Origin of the sequence: Devosia sp. RR2S18 (assembly GCF_030177755.1) — a bacterium.
GTDB classification, from domain to species: Bacteria; Pseudomonadota; Alphaproteobacteria; order Rhizobiales; family Devosiaceae; genus Devosia; species Devosia rhizosphaerae.
In genome coordinates this window covers 1027498-1044705 of sequence record NZ_CP126539.1, presented here as the reverse complement: position 1 = coordinate 1044705, position 17208 = coordinate 1027498, and the positions used below count along the sequence as shown (strand labels likewise).

At 61.4% G+C, this 17208-nt stretch carries 13 protein-coding genes and 1 pseudogene; 9 read left to right on the top strand and 5 right to left on the bottom strand.

All coding sequences use genetic code 11. The features are described 5' to 3' along the window. Nucleotides 1-60 precede the first annotated feature (60 nt). Together QOV41_RS05045 and QOV41_RS05040 are read right to left on the bottom strand one after the other, a co-directional pair. Nucleotides 61-1047: an MDR/zinc-dependent alcohol dehydrogenase-like family protein gene (locus tag QOV41_RS05045; protein WP_284579949.1), complete on the bottom strand. Its 987-nt coding sequence runs from the start codon at nt 1045-1047 to the stop codon at nt 61-63. A 15-nt stretch (nt 1048-1062) separates the two neighbouring features. Further along, on the bottom strand, nt 1063-1326 hold the full coding sequence (locus QOV41_RS05040) for a hypothetical protein (protein ID WP_284579948.1): 264 nt from the start codon (nt 1324-1326) through the stop codon (nt 1063-1065). Between the two features lie 439 nt (nt 1327-1765). Between QOV41_RS05040 and QOV41_RS05035 the strand changes: the two genes are divergently transcribed. The 8 genes and pseudogenes from QOV41_RS05035 (at nt 1766) to QOV41_RS05000 (ending at nt 10556) form a co-directional block, all read left to right on the top strand. Further along, nucleotides 1766-2872 (top strand): NAD-dependent epimerase/dehydratase family protein, encoded by a 1107-nt coding sequence (locus tag QOV41_RS05035; protein WP_284579947.1) that lies wholly within the window; start codon nt 1766-1768, stop codon nt 2870-2872. Between the two features lie 8 nt (nt 2873-2880). Next, nucleotides 2881-3951, top strand: a pseudogene (locus QOV41_RS05030) (SDR family NAD(P)-dependent oxidoreductase); the annotation flags it as partial. After that, nucleotides 3948-5096, top strand: a complete 1149-nt coding sequence (locus QOV41_RS05025; protein ID WP_350150633.1) for a glycosyltransferase family 4 protein — start codon at nt 3948-3950, stop codon at nt 5094-5096. The pseudogene QOV41_RS05030 and the gene QOV41_RS05025, both read left to right, overlap by 4 nt. Before the next feature lie 9 nt (nt 5097-5105). Next, nucleotides 5106-6236 (top strand): CgeB family protein, encoded by a 1131-nt coding sequence (locus QOV41_RS05020; protein WP_284579945.1) that lies wholly within the window; start codon nt 5106-5108, stop codon nt 6234-6236. Beyond that, nucleotides 6233-7324, top strand: coding sequence for a CgeB family protein (locus tag QOV41_RS05015; protein WP_284579943.1), 1092 nt, complete (start codon nt 6233-6235; stop codon nt 7322-7324). The genes QOV41_RS05020 and QOV41_RS05015 overlap by 4 nt, the downstream gene beginning before the upstream one ends. Next, nucleotides 7321-8412, top strand: a complete 1092-nt coding sequence (locus tag QOV41_RS05010; protein WP_284579941.1) for a CgeB family protein — start codon at nt 7321-7323, stop codon at nt 8410-8412. Before QOV41_RS05015 ends, QOV41_RS05010 begins: the two co-directional genes overlap by 4 nt. An 18-nt stretch (nt 8413-8430) precedes the next feature. Then, a complete protein-coding gene (locus QOV41_RS05005; RefSeq protein WP_284579940.1) occupies nt 8431-9471 on the top strand; it encodes a UDP-glucuronic acid decarboxylase family protein in 1041 nt (346 codons plus the stop codon). Nucleotides 9472-9593: 122 nt separating this feature from the next. Next, nucleotides 9594-10556: an acetylxylan esterase gene (locus QOV41_RS05000; RefSeq protein WP_284579939.1), complete on the top strand. Its 963-nt coding sequence runs from the start codon at nt 9594-9596 to the stop codon at nt 10554-10556. 25 nt (nt 10557-10581) lie between these two features. Here the strand turns inward: QOV41_RS05000 and QOV41_RS04995 are convergent, their stop codons facing one another. Both QOV41_RS04995 and QOV41_RS04990 read right to left on the bottom strand, forming a co-directional pair. Beyond that, nucleotides 10582-13221: a TRAP transporter permease gene (locus QOV41_RS04995; RefSeq protein ID WP_284579937.1), complete on the bottom strand. Its 2640-nt coding sequence runs from the start codon at nt 13219-13221 to the stop codon at nt 10582-10584. 68 nt (nt 13222-13289) lie between these two features. Further along, a complete protein-coding gene (locus tag QOV41_RS04990) occupies nt 13290-14258 on the bottom strand; it encodes a TAXI family TRAP transporter solute-binding subunit (protein ID WP_284579936.1) in 969 nt (322 codons plus the stop codon). Nucleotides 14259-14459: 201 nt separating this feature from the next. Between QOV41_RS04990 and QOV41_RS04985 the strand changes: the two genes are divergently transcribed. After that, nucleotides 14460-15665, top strand: coding sequence for a D-amino acid dehydrogenase (locus tag QOV41_RS04985; protein WP_284579935.1), 1206 nt, complete (start codon nt 14460-14462; stop codon nt 15663-15665). A 57-nt stretch (nt 15666-15722) separates the two neighbouring features. On the opposite strand, the gene QOV41_RS04980 is transcribed toward QOV41_RS04985, so the two are convergent. Then, on the bottom strand, nt 15723-17090 hold the full coding sequence (locus QOV41_RS04980; protein WP_284579934.1) for a cytochrome P450: 1368 nt from the start codon (nt 17088-17090) through the stop codon (nt 15723-15725). Nucleotides 17091-17208 lie beyond the last annotated feature (118 nt).

The window sequence follows — 17208 nt, the reverse complement described above, 5'->3', positions numbered from 1 at the left end:
CCCGCCTCTGATGTGGCGGAAGACGCTGGCTGACGCGGTCTGCAATGCGCCAAGCCAGGCTCAGGGGTAGAGGACCAGCGCCTTCATGAACCCGTCGGGCCGGTCGCGTGTGGCATTGAGTGCCTCATCGAGCTGATCGAGCCGGTAGGTGTGCGTGTAGAGTGCACTGGCATCAAGGCGCCCCTCCTGCACGGCTTCAATGGCATCCCGGATCCCCTGGATGTAAATCTTCGGATCGCGCTCATGGGCGTTGATCACGTCAAGGCCACGCCAGTTCCACATCTGCATGTTGATCTGCCGCGGTCCGTCCTGATGATACCCAGCAATGATCAATTTGCCGCGCTCCATGGTCAGTTCCGCGGCCAGGTCGAGCGGCCACTGCTTGCCAACGGCTTCGATGACGCGGTCACAGAAGCGGCCACCGGTCAGTTGCTTTACCTGCTCTATGATCTCCCATTGATCGTTCATCGCAATCACCTCGGCGGCGCCCGCTTTCTTTGCGAGTTCCAGCGCGAAGGGGCGCCGAGCGACGGCAATCACCCGCGCACCCGCCTTGACGGCGAGTTGTGTCAGCAATGCGCCCAGGAAGCCGATGCCGACGATTGCGACAGTCTGGCCAGCTTGGATGTCGGCCCGCTTGAATATGTTCATGGCGCAGCCGAGCGGCTCACCGGGAAAAGGCATGCCTGCAAGTTCGTCTGGCAGCTTCACCACGGCATCGGCTTCGGCAATGTCGTGGGTGGCATAGCTGTGATAGGAAAGTGCCGCGACGCGGTCACCGATGGCGAACTCCGCAACGTCCTCCCCTACTGCATCAATGATGCCCCAGCCTTCGTGCCCGAGCCCGCCAGGTTCGGTGGGAAACTTCATCCATTCCGGGCCAGCCCAGGGGGTAAGGTTGGAGGCGCAGACCCCGCAACCTTCCAGACGCACCCGCACCTGGCCTGCGCCCGGCTCCGGTAGTGGACGGCTTTCCACCACCACTGCCCCAGGCCCGGTGACTACCGCTGCCTGCATGACAGCGGGTTTGACAACGGCAACATTCATTATGGCAGCCTTTCTCTATTCCCGCTCAACGAACTTGTTGAACCGGCTGGTCCCACCATCGCTGGTTTTGTCCTGATAGAGAAAGGCAAGATTGTTACTGTCGAAAATCTCGAAGAACTGGCCCCAGGAAATTTTGGTCAGGTTTTCCTCGGGTTCACCGAAGTCGATGCGCAGAATGCCGCCGTCTCCCTTGGTGTCAACCATTGCCGGGTGACCGTCGCGCGCCTCCGCCCAACTCCGGATCTCCTCGTGATTGGTGGTGGTTTGCGCACTGCTCATAACGATCTCCTGCTTGGACGCTTCAGCTGATCTGCCGAAACCGGCAACCATCTTCTCCCTCTGCAACTTGCATATCGCCTTCGGGGTTCCTGCTGACAGACCTCCGTGAGCCAGAAGAGCATGGCGCCCAGCGTCTCGTCGGTAGCCGGCAGTTTAGGGCACCCGCTCAACCTTGGACTCATTCATGTGGGGGACCAGGGGGGCGATGGGGTTAACTCATGATAAGTTTGCGGCAGACCGTTGTGCCCATGCCCTTGCAGCGTTCAGGCGGTCTCAACAGCGCAAGCCATGCAGATTCCTTGAGTTTCGCCGCTCCCAAGGTAGTTTGCGCGGAAGGTTCGATCACAACTGCTTTCGTGGCAGCAGCACAGAACAGGGAACTGTGCGTTTACTCCAGACTTCCTGATGCAGGTACTTACATCCTAGCGTCAGGTGCAGAATGAAACATGTTCTCGTCACGGGTGGCTGCGGTTTTATCGGCCGCTATGTCACTGAGGAACTGCTCTCCCAAGGCTACAAGGTTCGTGTTCTCGATAGCCTTGTCGATCAGGTCCATGGTGATACAGCCCCCAGCATTGCCGAGGGCGTAGAACTCATCCGCGCTGATGTCCGCGACAAGGCAGTCGTATCCGATGCCCTTAAGGACATCGACGGCGTCATCCACCTGGCAGCTGAAGTCGGTGTTGGCCAGTCGATGTACGAGATTGCTCGCTATGTGGGAGGCAATGATCTCGGCACCGCTGTTCTCTTAGAAGCCATGATCGGTCAACCGATCAAGCGCATCGTGGTGGCCTCCTCCATGAGCGTCTATGGTGAAGGGCTCTACCAAGGCGATAATGGTGAGCGCTTCAGCGCCGTTCGCCGGCGGCAGACGAGTATCAAGGCCGGGCAGTGGGACCCGACCGGCCCCAACGAAGAGCAATTATCGCCAATTCCCACCGACGAGCAGAAGCCTGTCGACCTCGCATCCATCTACGCTCTGACCAAATATGCACAAGAAAAGTCGGTGCTGATCTACGGCGATGCCTATGGCGTGGATGCGGTCGCCCTGCGACTTTTCAACGTCTTCGGTCCGGGTCAAGCGCTCTCCAATCCCTATACCGGTGTGCTGGCCAATTTCGCCTCGCGCCTGATCAACGGTCAGCCGCCGATGATCTTCGAAGACGGCCAGCAACGGCGCGACTTCGTCCATGTTCGCGATGTCGCCCGGGCTTTCCGCCTTGCACTGGAACAGAAATCGGCCGCCGGCCATGTCATCAATGTGGGTAGCGGCAACGCTTATACCATCACCGAAGTGGCCACCATGTTGGCCGCGGCCATGGGCATGCCCGAAGTATCGCCGGACATCATGAACAAGGCCCGTTCTGGCGACATCCGTAACTGCTATGCCGACATCTCCAAGGCGCGCGATCTTTTGGGCTTTGAGCCCAAGCACCGCCTCGAGGATTCGCTCGGCGAACTGGCCGATTGGGTTCGCCAAGCCCAGGCGGTGGACCGAGGTGCCGAGATGAAGCGCCAGCTGGAGGAGCGGGGTCTGGTATCATGACCTCAACGACTTCCCGACCGGCCAGGGGCGGGCCCGTCGTCATAACCGGTGGCTCCGGGTTCATCGGCTCCAATCTCGCGGATGCTCTGCTGAGTTCCGGGAATGATGTGGTCATCCTCGACAATTTCAGCCGCCCGGGCGTGAAGCAGAACCTTGAGTGGTTGCAAGCCAAGCATGGGAGCAAGGTGCGCGAAGTCGCTGCCGACATTCGCGATGCCGCCAGCATTGACCCGGTGATCGCCCAAGCAAGTGCGGTCTTTCACCTCGCCGCCCAGACCGCCGTCACCACAAGCCTTGTCGACCCCTTGGACGATTTCGAGGTGAATGGCCGGGGCACGCTCAATGTTCTGGAAGCCGTGCGCAAGGCTCGCACCAACGCACCAGTGATCTTTTCGAGCACCAACAAAGTCTATGGCGGCCTGGCCGATATGCGGCTCGTCGATCGAGACGGTCGGCACATGCCCGCCGATGACTTGATGCGCGCGCGGGGCGTGAGCGAGGAACGCAAGCTCGACTTCTGCACCCCCTATGGCTGCTCCAAGGGCGTGGCCGATCAGTATGTGCTCGATTATTCGAACTCCTATGGCATTCCTACGGCTGTGCTGCGGATGAGCTGCATCTATGGGCCCCGCCAGTTCGGGACAGAGGACCAGGGTTGGGTGGCCCATTTCCTGATCCGGGCGCTGCAAAACCAGCCAGTGACCCTCTATGGTGACGGCAAGCAGGTGCGCGATGTGCTGCATGTCAGTGATGCAATCGCGGCTTATCTTGCGGTGCTCGACAACATCGATTGGCTCAAGGGCCGTGCCTTCAATCTCGGAGGCGGACCACGCAATGCTGTCAGCCTCAACATGGTGCTGGCGGAGATCGAGCAGATTGTTGGCCATGCCGTGCCAGTCACGCACGCTGATTGGCGCGAGGGCGACCAACTCTACTTCGTCGCCGACACCGGGCGCCTTGAAACCGATTTGGGTTGGAAAGCCAAAATCAGCTGGCGCGATGGGCTTCGTGACCTTGCCGACTGGCTGGCAGCGGAACGGTTCGGCCGGCGTGATGCTGCCCAAAGGGTAAGCGCATGATTGGACTGTCCGTCCCGCTCCCCAGCCCGCATACCTCTTCGACATTGGCCCTAACGCACACCCCGCGCATTCTCATGACAGTCGACGCGGTGGGGGGCGTGTGGCGCTATGCCATGGATTTGGCAGGAGCGATGCGACCGCATGGCTATGAGTTCGTGTTCGCCGGTTTCGGCCCTGCGCCCTCCCCTGCCCAGAAGGCAGAGGCGAAAGGGTTGGGAGAACTTGCCTGGTTCGATGCGCCACTCGATTGGACGACGCAGCACGAAGCCGAACTCGACCGCATTCCCGCTCTCCTCGAGCAACTGGTTGACCAACGCGACATCGATCTGGTCCATCTTAACCTGCCGTCCCAGGCGGCAGGGCTGAGCCTCAGTGTTCCCGTACTGGTCGTGTCGCATTCCTGCGTGGTCACATGGTTTGCTGCGGTGCGGCAGAGCGGAGTTCCAGCGGACTGGCAGTGGCAGCAACGCCGCAATCAAGCGGGCTTCGATGCCGCTGATGCCGTGATCGCGCCGAGCAATGCCCATGCCGCGATGTTGCGGAAGAGCTACGGCGCAATCCCTGCACTCAACGTTGTCTACAATGGTGCGACCCTCGCATCAGGCTCTTCAAACAAAGATCCTGTGGTCTTCGCTGCAGGCCGCTGGTGGGATGACGGCAAGAATGGCGCCGTTCTGGACCAAGCAGCAGAGCACGCGACTTGGCCCATAACCATGGCTGGCGCCACCAGGGGGCCAAACGGGCAATCTCGAGAGTTTCACCACGCCGACCTCCTCGGGGAACTCCCGCATGGTGAGGTGATGGAGTGGATGGGCAAAGCCGCCATTGTGGCGTCACCCTCGCTTTATGAGCCCTTCGGCTTGGCGCCCCTGGAGGCAGCGGGCGCCGGCGCGGCCTTGGTGCTCGCCGACAATCCCACCTACCGAGAGCTTTGGGAGGGTGCCGCATTGTTCGCGGCCTGCAATGATCCTGAGGCGTTCGCGGCAGCCATCAACACGCTGGCCAATGATGCGACCCTCAGGGCAGACCTCGCCGCCAAAGCGCAGCATCGCGCTGGCCGCTACACTCTCGCCGCCCAGTCCCAGGCCATGCAGGACGTCTATGACCACCTGCTGCAGCCCAATCCAGTAGTACGAACGGCCTGAGGTCTGGCGATGCGATTTGTCTTTTACACCCATTCTCTCGTGTCGGACTGGAACCACGGCAACGCCCATTTCCTGCGTGGCGTCATGCGCGACCTGCTGCGACGCGGGTACAAGGCCACCGCACTTGAGCCAATCGACGCCTGGAGCCGAGAGAACCTCCTCCAGACGCAAGGTCCCGCCGCCGTTGAGCGCTTTCGCAATGACTTTCCCGAGCTTTGCTCGCAGCGCTATGGGGCCGATTTCGACCACGAGGCAGCGCTAGCCGACGCCGATGTGGTGTTGGTGCACGAGTGGACCGACCCCGCACTGATTGCCCGCATCGGGCGTATGCGCCGCGACGGCGCTCGCTTCACCCTCCTCTTCCACGACACCCACCATCGTGCGGTTTCCGCCGAGCAGGACATCGGCGGGATGGACCTCAGTGACTATGATGGCGTGCTCGCGTTCGGCGAAACGCTGCGGCAGCGCTATCTCCGCGCCGGGTGGGGCAAGCAGGTATTCACCTGGCATGAAGCTGCCGACGACATCCTCTTCCAGCCTCATCCAGAAATTGCACGCGAGAAGGACCTGATCTGGATCGGCAATTGGGGCGACGACGAGCGCACTGCTGAAATTGCCGAGTTCCTGATTGAGCCGGCGGCCGCGCTGCAGCTCATCGGCACGGTGCGCGGCGTGCGCTATCCAGACGCCGCAATCGACGCGCTTGGAACCGCCGGACTCGACTACCAGGGCTGGATCGCCAACGCCGACGCGCCCAAGGCTTTCGCCCAGCATCGCGTCACCATGCACATCCCTCGTCGACCCTATGTGGAGTCGCTCCCCGGCATCCCCACAATTCGAATGTTTGAGGCACTGGCGAGCGGCATTCCGTTGATCTCAGCGCCCTGGGATGATGCCGAAAGCCTCTTCCGCCCGGGACAGGACTTTCTCTTCGCCAGGAATGGCTTGGAGATGCAGGCGCTTCTCCAGGAGTTGCTCTCAGATCATGGTCGCGCTGACGCGCTGATCGCCGCCGGCCTCGAGACCATCAGGGCCCGGCACACCTGCCGGCACAGGGTCGATGAACTGCTGACGGTTCTTAAGCAGGTCGGCACCACCCAAGTCACAGATCAACTCGCAAATGCGGAGGCCGCGAAATGAAGATCGCCTTTTATGGATCGAGCCTGCTCTCCGCCTATTGGAATGGAGCCGCAACCTACTATCGCGGCATGCTGCGGGCCCTAAGCGCCAAGGGATACGACATCACCTTCTATGAGCCTGACGTCTATGATCGGCAGAAGAACCGTGACATCGATCCACCAGGCTGGTGCAAGGTGGTGGTCTACAAGGGCACCGTCCAGACGCTCAAGGAAGTGGCAGCCCACGCCGTCGAAGCGGACATTGTGGTCAAAGCTAGCGGCGTCGGCTTCGAGGATGATCTGTTGCTCGAAGAGGTGCTGCGCGCCTGCCGACCTGGAGCGTTGAAGATTTTCTGGGACGTCGACGCGCCAGCGACCCTGGCTGAGCTGCGCGCCGCCCCTGAACACCCACTGCGCCGGGCATTGCAAGGCATCGATCTGGTTCTCACCTATGGTGGCGGAGATCCGGTCGTCCATGCCTATCGTGAACTGGGCGCAAGCGAGTGCATTCCTATTTACAACGCCCTTGATCCAGAGACCCACCATCCCGTGGCGCCCAATATTCGGTTCCGCGGCGACTTGGGCTTCCTAGGCAATCGCCTGCCCGATCGCGAAGCGCGCGTTGAACACTTCTTTCTTGAGCCGGCTACCCGTACTCCGCTGCAGCGTTTTCTGCTGGGTGGTTCCGGCTGGGGCGATAAATCCATGCCAGCCAACGTCTCCTATGTTGGCCATGTCGGCACGGGCGACCACAATGCCTTCAATGTTACGCCCAAGGCGGTGCTAAACATTTCGCGCGAGAGCATGGCGGAGAATGGCTTCTCCCCCGCCACGCGTGTGTTCGAGGCTGCCGGGGCTGGCGCCTGCCTCATCACCGACTACTGGGAAGGCATTGAGCTGTTCCTTGAACCGAACACAGAAGTGCTTGTCGCCCGCGATGGTCAGGACGTCGCCGATCATCTCGCTGCACTCACGCCAGAGCGTGCACAGACTATCGGCAAGGCAGCGCTCGACCGGGTCTTACGGGAACACACCTATACCCATCGGGCCGAGGAGGCGGACCGCATCTTCCGCGATCGGGTGCGCTCGTCGATGGAGGCCGCTGAATGAACCAGTCCTATGACCTCGTCGTCATCGGCCTCAGCCTTTCATCATCCTGGGGCAACGGGCACGCCACGACCTTTCGGGCGCTCCTGCGTGGCCTCAAGGCGCAAGGTAGCCGTGTGCTCTTTCTCGAGCGCGACGTGCCTTGGTACGCCAGCAATCGCGACCTGCCAGATCCCGATTTCTGCGAGCTGGAATACTTCACGAGCCTTGAAGATTTGGCGGAGCGCTTCGGCCCGACTTTGCAGGCTGCCGATGCGGTAATGATCGGCTCTTACGTCCCTGAAGGGGTGGCGACGATTGACGCCGTAGCGGCATTGGAGCCCCAAGTGCTCTGCTTCTACGACATCGACACACCGGTCACCTTGGCCAAGCTCGAACGTGGCGATGAAGAATATCTGGCTCGGCGGCAGATCCCGATTTTTGACATCTACTTCTCCTTCTCCGGCGGTCCGGTGCTTGATCGCCTGGAGCAGCAATACGGCGCGCGTGCCGCCCTGCCGCTCTATTGCTCGGTAGACGCCAAACGTTACCAGAACACTGGGGAGCTGGAGCATTGGGACCTGGGCTATCTCGGCACCTATAGTCCAGATCGGCAGCCGGTTCTGGAAAGGCTCCTGATCGAGCCTGCCCGGCGCCTGCCGCAGATGCGGTTCGTGGTTGCGGGACCACAATATCCCGCCGAGATCGACTGGCCGGAAAACGTAGAACGCATCGAGCACCTGCCGCCGGCCGAGCATGCCTCCTTCTACAGCCGCCAACGCTTCACCCTCAACGTCACCCGCGCCGACATGATCGCGGCGGGCTGGTCACCCAGCGTACGCCTGTTCGAAGCCGCGGCATGCCGCACTCCGGTGATCAGCGATCACTGGGACGGGCTCACCGACTTTTTCCCAGAGGGTGAGGCGATCACGATTGCCCAGAGCAGCGACGATGTCGTCGCAGCGCTGTGCTCAACCTCAAAGGAAAAACGCGCGGCGCTGGCGGGCGCTGCGTACCAACGCGTGATGGAGGGCCACACCGGCACTGAGCGTGCTCGCGACCTCCTCCTAGCGCTGGACCAACACCGCCAACGGCTGCGCACGGCCGTTTGAACAGAAGCGAGGATAACAATGACAATACACTTCGCCGCAGTCCCAAACAAAACGATCCTCGTGGCGGGAGGCGCAGGCTTCGTTGGCTCTCACCTCTGCGACACTCTCTTGGAGCAGGGTCACCGCGTGATCTGTGTGGACAACTTCCAGACCGGATCGATCCGTAATGTGATGCCCCTGCGCAACCATCCCAATTTCGAGTTGATCGAGGCAGATATCTGCCAGCCGCTGAGCGTGGATGAACCGCTGGATCAGATTTATAATCTCGCCTGCCCCGCCTCACCGCCGCAATATCAGGCAGATCCGGTGCACACCATGTTGACGAGTGTGCTGGGCACCACCAATCTGCTGCGGCTGGCGCAGCGCAACGAGGCGGCGTTCCTCCAAGCCTCCACCAGCGAGGTTTATGGCGATCCCGAGCAGCATCCCCAGCAGGAAGACTATTGGGGACACGTCAACTGCACGGGTCCGCGCGCCTGTTATGACGAAGGCAAGCGCGCTGCCGAAGCCTTGTGCTTTGATATGCTGCGGGCCGGACGCGTGGATGCCCGGGTGGTGCGCATCTTCAATACCTACGGCCCGCGCATGAGCCCGGATGACGGTCGGATCGTCTCCAATTTGATCGTGCAAGCACTCCGCAACGATGCCCTCACCATCTATGGCACGGGCGACCAGACACGCTCCTTCTGCTATGTGGCAGACCTCGTGGACGGCCTTATAAAGCTCATGAATGTGGACCCCAATCCTGGCGTCCCGGTCAACATCGGCAACCCTGGTGAGTTTACCATCAATGAACTGGCCGAGATGGTCCTTTCGATGATCACCACCTCCTCGGAAATCGTTCACAAGCCACTTCCAGTGGACGATCCACAGCGCCGCCGTCCCGACATCAGCCGCGCCAAGGCCCTGCTCGGTTGGCAGCCACAGATCCCCTTGGCTGAAGGCCTCGCGCGAACCATTCCCTCCTTCGCGTCCGCGCTACGGGAAAAGGCCAAAGCGCCCGCTCGTCCGACGCGTAGTGACGCAACGATGGGCGTCGAGGTCGGTCTCGGGCACTAGCGTCTCCGGGAACGTGCCGACGCACCGAACATAGCCGTGACTTCGGCGGCAAAGAACCTTAGCGTCAGGGCGCTGCTCCTTTTGGGGCAGCGCCTTTGTTTTCATCCTGATCGACTGTATTCATGCCCTTCAACGACCTTACCCATCCCGCCCTCGGAAGTTACCGCAGCACGGTCGAGACGCCGCAAGACTTCGACGCGTTCTGGGACGCAACCCTGAGCGAGGCTCGTGCACACAGCGGAACAGCGGTCTTCCGGGCCGTTCCCTCTCCCCTCCATCTTGTAGAAGTCTTCGATGTAACCTTCCCCGGGTTTGGTGGACACCCAATAAAGGGTTGGCTGCAACTGCCGCGCCAGCGTCAGGGTCGTCTGCCGCTAGTGGTACAATATGTCGGCTATGGCGGCGGACGCGGCATGGCTCATGAAATGCTGCACTATGCTGTTTCTGGTTTTGCCTACTTCCGCATGGACACCCGTGGGCAAGGAAGCGGCTGGAGCCTTGGCGACACCGCCGACCCGGTGGGCAGTGCTCCGCAAGTTCCCGGCGTGATGACCAAGGGCATCCTCGACAAGCACGATTACTACTACCGACGCGTCTTCACCGATGCCGTCCGCGCCATCGACTCCCTCCTGGTGCACGAGGCGGTCGATCCTGAGCGGCTGGCCGTGATCGGTGGCAGCCAAGGCGGTGGCATTGCTCTTGCCGTAGCCGGTCTCGACCGGAGGGTGCAGTTGGCCGCGCCTGACGTGCCATTTCTCTGCGACTTTCCGCGAGCAGTGCGGATCGCCGCGCGCGATCCCTATGGCGAGATCGCTCGTTTCCTGGCCATGCACCGGGACAAGGTGGAGCAGGTGTTTGCCACGCTCTCCTACTTCGACGGAGTGTGCTTTGCAGCACGCGCAACGGCGCCGGCGCTGTTATCTGCAGGCCTCATGGACACTGTTTGCCCGCCCTCAACCGTTTATGCTGCCTACAATGCCTACGCTGGCGAGAAGACCATTCGTGACTACGAGTTCAACGATCATGAGGGCGGCGGCGCCCTGCACGAGATGGTTCGGCTGGAGTGGCTGCAGCAGCGCCTCTAAGCACCAATTGGGCCGCAGCCAGCTCTCAGGCTGGCTGCGCGGTGCTCCCCGGCTGATCCCATTTGCGCCGTCGCCACTGTAATGCAGCGACCAGACCGATGAGCAGGTAGCCACCGATATATATCCACTCGGGCGCAGGACGATCCGGATTGGGCAGGATCACGCGGTTGACGTTCTCGCCGACCTGCAGCCCCAGCCGTTCGGCTTGGCTCCGGAAGCGTACATTGACCACTTGCGTTTGTCCGGCAAAGCTCGTCACCTGCAGGCCAGCGCTCGAGAGGCGCTCGGCACCCAGTCCCGCCTCTCCCAGCGGCAGCCGGACGACTCGGGTGTAATCCTCGCCCGACAGATTGACGCCTGCCACCTCCACGCGCAGGAACGCTCCTGGCGGTGCCACTTCGGCGAGTTCAACGATGTTCTCGGCCGGGGCATCCACCGTAGGCGAGACGATCCGGTCCATGAAGTAGCCGGGCAGGAACAGCATGCCACAGGCAAGCAGCAGTAGCCCCGTCTCGTAGATCCGGCTGCGGCTGATGAAGATCTGCTGTGTTACCGAAACGAAGGCGAGCATGCCCACCAGTGCGCTCACCACGATGAGGATGAGGTGCATCCAATTGGAGACGCCAATAAGCAGCAGCTGATGGTTGTAGATAAAGATCAGCGGCAGGATGGCCGTCCGCATCTCATATCGGAACGCCTGCACACCCGTGCGTACCGGGTCTGCCCTCGATATCGCCGAAGCCGCGAAGGACGCGAGCCCCACCGGCGGTGTCACGTCGGCCATCAGGCCGAAGTAGAAGACGTAAAGGTGCACGGCGACGAGCGCGACAGCCAAGTCGTTCAGGCTGGCCACTTCCACGATCACCGGCGCGATCAGCGTGGCAACGACGACGTAGTTGGCAGTCGTCGGCATGCCCAGACCAAGCACCATGCAGATCAGCGCCGTCATCAAGAGCATGATGATCAGATTGCCCGCGGAGAGGCTGATGACTATTTCGGTTAGCACCAGACCGATGCCGGTCAGGGACACCGTGCCCACGATGATGCCAGCGGCAGCCGTAGCGATGGCAATGCCGATCATGTTGCGCGAGCCTGTGACCATCCCTTCGATCACGTCGCGACCACCCGCGATCGTGGAAGCAAGAAGATCGCTTTGCCCGCGGAACAGCGTAGTGAGGGGCCGCTGCGTCAGCAGCAGGAAGATCAGCGCACAGGTGCCGTAAAACGCCGACAGCCCTGGTGACAGTTCCTCCACCATCAGGCACCAGACGAGAATGAAGACCGGCAGCAGGAAGTGAATGCCCGTGGGCGCCACCTGTAGGGTGTCGGGCAGCTGCACGTCCGCGTTTGGGTCATCCACCTCCAGATCGGGAAAGCGGGCCCGTACCGCGACGAGAGCTACATAGAGGACCAAGGCGCCGATCATGGCGGCCCAGGTTGCAGTCTCGCCGAAGAGCTCACGAGTCCAACCCAGGCCATAATAGACTAAGGCGCAGAAGAGGATAAATCCGGCAACGGTCATGCCGAACAGCGCCAGGCTCATCAGCGCCGAGCGATGGCGCTGGCGCGGCAGTCCCGTAAGGTTTGCCTTCCGCGCCTCGATATCCACCACATAAAAGAGCGAGATATAGGTAAGGAGAGCCGGAATAATCGCGTGCCGCACCACCTCGGCATAAGAGATGCCGACATACTCGGCGATCAGGAAGGCCGCCGCTCCCATGACCGGCGGCATGATCTGCCCGTTAACCGAGGCCGACACTTCGATTGCCCCCGCCTTTACCGGCGAATAGCCAACCCGCTTCATCAGCGGAATGGTGAAGGTACCCGTTGTGACCACATTGGCCACCGACGAACCAGAGATCATGCCGGTGGCGCCGGAACCCAGGACAGCCGCCTTCGCTGGGCCGCCGCGAAAGTGCCCGAGCAGCGCAAAAGCGACCTTGATGAAGTAATTGCCGGCTCCGGCACGCTCCAGCAACGACCCGAACAGCACGAAGAGGAACACGAATGCCGTAGACACACCCAGGGCAACACCGAAAACGCCCTCGGTCGTCAGCCAATATTGCGTTGCTGCACGGCCGATCGAGGCGCCCCGGTGGGCAAAGAGATCAGGGAGGTAGGGGCCGAAGAAAGCGTAGGCAAGAAACAGCATGGCGACGATCGGCAGGGCGATGCCCAGCGAGCGCCGAGCCACCTCAAGCAAGAGAATGACGCCGAGCACGCCCACAACTAAGTCGGTGGTAGTCGGCAGCCCCGGCCTAGCGGCCAGCTCAGACTGGAAGAAGAAGAGATAAAGCGAGCAGCCCGCCGCGACAATGCCGAGCCCCCAATCGACCCACGGCACATGATCGCGTGGCGACCGGCGGAAGGCCGGGAAAGCCGCAAAGACCAGGATCAGCGCAAAGGCGAGATGGATTGCGCGGGCTTCGGTGGCGTTGAACACGCCAATGCGCAACTGGAATGGCAGCGGCGATGCGTACCAGAGCTGAAACAGCGCCCAGGCCAGTGGAACGACGAACAGGATGATACGGGCCCAGCGGCTCTGGGGGTCGCGACCGCCGGTGTCCGTTTCGGCCACCAGCCGGTCGAGTTCCTCCCGGTTGGCCGTGCCCGATGCACCCGGCTCAACCGCAGTTGGTCCACCAGCGCCAGTCTCGTTGCTCATGGCAATCCTATCGCAAAAGACGATGGCGGCTCAGGAGCCGCCATCAAGTTCAGGGTAATGCTATCCGATTATTCGGACAGCCAGCCACGCTCGCGGTAATACCGCTCGGCGCCCGCATGCAACGGAGCCGATAGCCCGTCAACAACCATGTCTTCTTCACTGAGATTCGCTAGCGCGGGATGCAAGCTCTTGAAGGTGTCGAAGTTCTCGAACACCGCGCTGACCAGCGCATAAACGGCGTCTTCAGGTGTTTCGGTGGATGCGGCAAGAGTGGCCAGCACACCGAAGGTCTCCACGTCGTCTTCGTTGTTAGCATAGGTGCCGCCCGGAATGGTCGCCGAGGCGTAGTAAGGGTTGTCTTCGATCAGCTGATCGATTGCATCACCCGTGATCGGCACCAGTTGCGCTTCGCAGGTCGTGGTCGGGTCGGCGATGTTGGCGGAAGGATGACCAACGCCATAGAAGAACGCGTCGATCTGGTTGTCGCAGAGTGCGGGACCATGCTCGTCGGGGCGCAGTTCCGAAGCCAGGCTGAAATCATCGCGCGACATTTCCATGGCGTCGAGGATGATGTCCATGGAAGTCTGCGTGCCCGAACCAGGTGCACCGACATTGACGCGCTTGCCCGCGAGATCTGCGAACTCCTCGATCTCAGCGTCAGCACGAGCGACCAGCGTAAAGGGCTCTGGATGAAGCGAGAACACAGCGCGCAGGTCGCCCCACGCGCCGGCGTCGGCGAAATCTTCCTCACCCTCAACCGCGTAGTACATCACGTCCGACTGCGTGACGCCGAAATCAAGTTCGCCCTGCCGAATTGCATTGAGGTTGTAGACCGAGGCCGCAGTTGATTCCACCGAGCACCGGAAGCCGTGCTCGTCACGTGTCTGGTTCATCAGGCGGCAGATGGCACCACCGGCAGCATAGTAGACACCCGTGACGCCGCCCGTACCAATGGTGATAAACTGTTGCTGTGCCTGCGCAGCGCCGGTACCGGCGAGCAGCGAAGCGGTGAGCAGCCCCAGGAGCTTGTACTTCATTTCGTCTTCCTTCCGTCTTACATCGCAGTCGCCCGGAAGTGGCCGACCTTGTTCTTGGTAACGGCAAACGCCGTAGCCGGAGTGCATTAAGAGGAAAATCAATCTCCTAAGCAACCCTTTTGGATTAGGAGGAGATGTTTTTGGCGCTGCAACAGAGTAGGATCTTCTCTGAGACGCACAATCGATAAGGCTATGTGAATCGTGAAGATCATCGTCATTGGTGCTGGGATCATCGGCATGAGCACCGCCTGGCGGCTGCTGCAGGACGGTCACGAGGTCACCGTTCTTGATAGCGCCTCCTCGACCGGGCAAGGCTCGAGTTTCGCCAATGGGGCGCAACTCAGCTACTCCTATGTTGCGCCGCTTGCAGATCCGTCGGTGTGGCGCCAACTGCCCAAGCTTCTCACCGATCCTGCGTCCCCGGTCCAGTTTCGGCCGGGCGCCGACTACTTTCAGTATCGTTGGCTCCTCAGCTTTCTTGCCGCTTGCAACCAGCGCCAGGCCTACGAGACGATTGAACGCCTTGGTGACCTCGCTAGCCGAAGCCGGCAACTGCTGCATGAGAGCGAGGACCTGCGAACGGCAGAGTTCAACTGGTCGCAAACGGGCAAGCTCGTCGTCTATAGCGCCGAGCCAGGTTTGGCCGCTGCCCGCCGACAGGCCGACCACCAGATCGCCAGTGGAACCGACAAGCGCGCCCTGACCACCGACGAGTGCCTCACCCTAGAGCCGGCACTCGCATCCATTGCGCACCGCCTAGTGGGCGGCCTCTTCTCGCCCGGTGACGAGACGGCCGACGCACTACTGCTCTGCCGCGAGCTGGAGCGCCTGATCACCAGCCCCGACAAACCCGCAACGATGCTCTACGATACCCGCGTCGAGCGGATCCGCCGCGAAGGGCGCAAGATCGCAGGCCTCGAAACCAGCCGCGGCAAGATGGAGGCGGACCTTTATGTGCTGGCAGCCGGAGTTCAATCCCGCGCCTTGGGCCGAACCGCCGGGATCAACCTGCCGATCTACCCGATAAAGGGCTATAGCCTTTCGGTTCCGATCGCGTCGAGCGCCGCCGCGCCGAGTGTGAGCGTAACCGACATTGCCCGCAAGGTCGTGCTGGCTCGGCTCGGGTCCACTCTCAGGTTGGCAGGCGCCGCTGACCTAGTCGGCACCGACCTCAAGATCGACACAAGGCGCACCGGGCAGCTAATAGCGGACGCCAAAGCCGATTTCCCTGCTGCGGCAAACTGGGATGATGCTGTGCTCTGGGCTGGCCTTCGCCCCGCCACGCCAACGGGGCAGCCGATCATTGGCGAATGCGGTATCGATAATCTCCGCCTCAATGTGGGGCATGGCGCCCTAGGCTTCACCTTGGCTTTGGGCTCCGCCGACCAGTTGGCACGCGATATCTAGCAGGGCCGTGTTACGGGGAAGGTGAGGCGTACAAGGCGGGATAGCGCTTTCCGGTGCTCATGGTGCTGATTGGCCCTTGGCCGCCGAAAAGCTAAGCGTGTAATTGTCGAGTGTGCCCGGCAGCCGTTCCGGCCTCAACCGGTCGATCTGCTCGAAGCGCAGGCTCATTTGGGTGACGAGCCGGCGCAAGGCCAAAGTCGCCACCATGGGAACGAAGTCCGCAGCGGGGCAAACGACCGTTCCATGGCTGAACGGGAAAAAGGCGAGGTCCGGACGAGAGATGCCGTCGGCCCACAGGCTGGGATTGAAGGTATGGGCATCGGTCAGCATTTCGTCATCTCGATGAAAGAATGGCGCGAAGATGATGACGTGGGTGGCAGGGTCGAGATGGCCCTCGGCCCAGTCAACCCGCTGTGTTGTTTCCCGCAATATGGCGGGCGTTGTCGGCCACAGCCGCAGTGCTTCAAAGTAGCAGGCTTTGAGGAGGGGGAGCCGAGGGGCGCTCTCGTCCTTCGTCGCTACCAGCTCCTGGCGCACCTGGGCTTCAGCGTCAGGGTGGGCCGAAAGCAACGCCAAGGTCCTGAAGCTGGCCATGGCGCCTGGATCGAAGGCAAAGAGATACTGCGGGAGTTGATGGTGCGGCTTCTGCTCGGGGTTCGCACAGGCTGCAGCCATTCGCGCAGCGAGGCTGCCAGGCTGGGCGCGTTCGACATAGCCGTGGAGCCGCTTCAGCACCGTTTTCCGCTTGGCGCGATCCTTGGGACGGAGAAAAGCGTAGTTCCCTCTATAGCGCAAATCCTGGAGCATGTCGGTGAGCTCGGCATCCTCCCGCGCCGCGTCGCCAAGCACTATCCGCCGGACCATGCGGAACCAGCCGATAAAGAAAGTGTCCCAGTCCAACGTCCCTTTGCTGGTGGCCTCGTTAGCTACCGCATCCATCTCCTCGGTGATGACGACTGACAAATGCGCGGCCAACGAGTGCATTTGGCATCCGGTTTCAAGCGTCTGCTCGTTGAGCTGACGCCTGATGCTCCGTGCCGGACCGTGCGAGGCCAGCACCACGAAAGGCTCGAAGTGCCCCAATGCTGCGACTTTCTCCATGCTCGCGGCTTTGAAGGGCTCCGGTGACCTCTCGAGCACTGCCGTTACGTCCTCGCGCGACAGCAGCACCGCCTGCGCGCGAAACGGGATCTTGAGCAGCAATGGACCCGGCCCATATTTGCGCCGTAGCTCTTGCATCCGCAGGACCGCCTTATCGTCGATGTTTTCCCGTTCCGCGAAACCCACTACCTTCCTGCGTCGGATCAACGGACCTTTTGCCAGGGTCGGAACCAACACATCCTTGAGGAATGCAATAGTGTCGGCGAGGCTTGCCCGAGAGACAGCGTGCACAGAAGAGAAGCTAGCGGCGGGTCCCGATTCCATTGAGCTTTGTCCAGTCCTAGTTCTGCAGAAGAATGGTGACGTGGTCACTCACTGCCCTGCCCGCCGCAATATGCGCGGCTCTGTTCGCCAATGTTGCAGTGGACCAGGGGTTCCCACA